The sequence below is a fragment of the Streptomyces sp. NPDC058620 genome (genome assembly GCF_042717135.1).
Lineage (GTDB): Bacteria > Actinomycetota > Actinomycetes > Streptomycetales > Streptomycetaceae > Streptomyces.
The window spans coordinates 1-1,357 of record NZ_JBHXQO010000156.1 but is presented as its reverse complement, the minus strand read 5'-3'; the positions used below and the strand labels follow the sequence as shown (position 1 = coordinate 1,357).

The window sequence follows — 1,357 nt, the reverse complement described above, 5'->3', positions numbered from 1 at the left end:
GATCTTGGTCGTGAACCCGTCTACCAGGAGCTTTCTTCATGCCCGCCGCCGGGGCTGCCAGCCCAACCACCCGTCAGGTTGGAAAAGGCTCATTGGCCGAATGGCTGTGTTTCGCTTTCGCGTTGCCCAGCGGAGAAAAGTTCACCTTGCAGCGAGAGGCTTGCAATCCACCTACGCCCGGGTTTCTCCTCAGCGTGACAAAAGAACTATTCTCCGCAGAGGCAGCGGGGCAATTGATCAAAGCGCTTGACATCTCCGAGGCATACGCAATCGAGTTGAGCTCCGAGGTGGAAACTGAAAAGAGCTTCGAAACGGCTCTCCGCCGGGGGCGGCCCACGGGACAGGCGTTGAGAGCCGCTGAGAGCACCGCCCGCCCCATCCAGGAGGGCGGTGGGGCCGCCGGCTGGCGCGTGATCCATGGTGTGTGGCAGCACCCCGGGCCCTGACCTTTAACGTGGAAGAGATGACTGATGAGCGACTTCACCGACGTCATATTGCTGTTCAGCTACCTGGAAGACTCGGTGCTCCAGCACATCATCAGCCTTGACCCCCTTGACGCCGGCCTGCACCCCAGCGGGTTCAAGCGGGTCAGCGGGGACGAGCAGCTCGGGCACTGGGGAGGCACCCCCCGGGGCGCTGAATGCCATGTTCTCGCAGGCACGTTCAATCACCTCAACACCGGAAAGCTCCGCAGCACGCTCCAGCAACTGCCCTGGAAGTGCCCCCACTCGGTACAACTACTGCTGCACAACGAGAACGACGCCCTCTTCGGAATGTGGATACTCCTCGACGGGCGCTGGCTCGAAGTCCCCATACCGCGAACAGCCCGCCGGTCCGCAGACGGCCACCTCCACCGAACTGACTGCCCCGACGACGAGTACCAGTAACCGTGCAGGCAGCAGCCGCCTGGCCTTCCCAACAGCCCCTAGCGGAACCCGGCAGCCCCAAGGCCCCCAGGACGGCCGTAGACGCCCCGAGAAGCCGTCAAACGCCCTGCCCGCCCCACCCCGGGGCGCGGCGGCTACCGGCCGACGCGATCCCCCAACCGCCAGCGCAGCGCCCCGCCGGCTCCGATGACCACCACCACCCCCACCCAGCCATCCCCACCACCAGGACCAAGGGCAGCAGAAGAGGAAGTCTGACCACTCACCACACCGAAACCAGGGCCTGACCTGGGGAAACGGGAGAGGCCGATCCGAACGAGTGCAACCCCCTTAGCAACCCTCTCTGCAACCCCCTTAGCAACCTCCAGGGCAACCCCCTTACTGAGGTTTAACTCGTGGTGTCGTTACGCAGATCTGATGGTCAGGCCGGTCTCGGCTAGGCAGCCGTCGATTAGGTTGCTGCGGTACTGGAT

General features: G+C 64.0%; 1 protein-coding gene. It reads left to right on the top strand.

What is annotated here, in order from left to right; all coding sequences use genetic code 11:
* Positions 1-470: 470 nt before the first annotated feature.
* Complete coding sequence (locus tag ACFWSK_RS37790; protein WP_383796733.1) at positions 471-887, top strand: hypothetical protein; 417 nt, start codon at positions 471-473, stop codon at positions 885-887.
* Positions 888-1,357 lie beyond the last annotated feature (470 nt).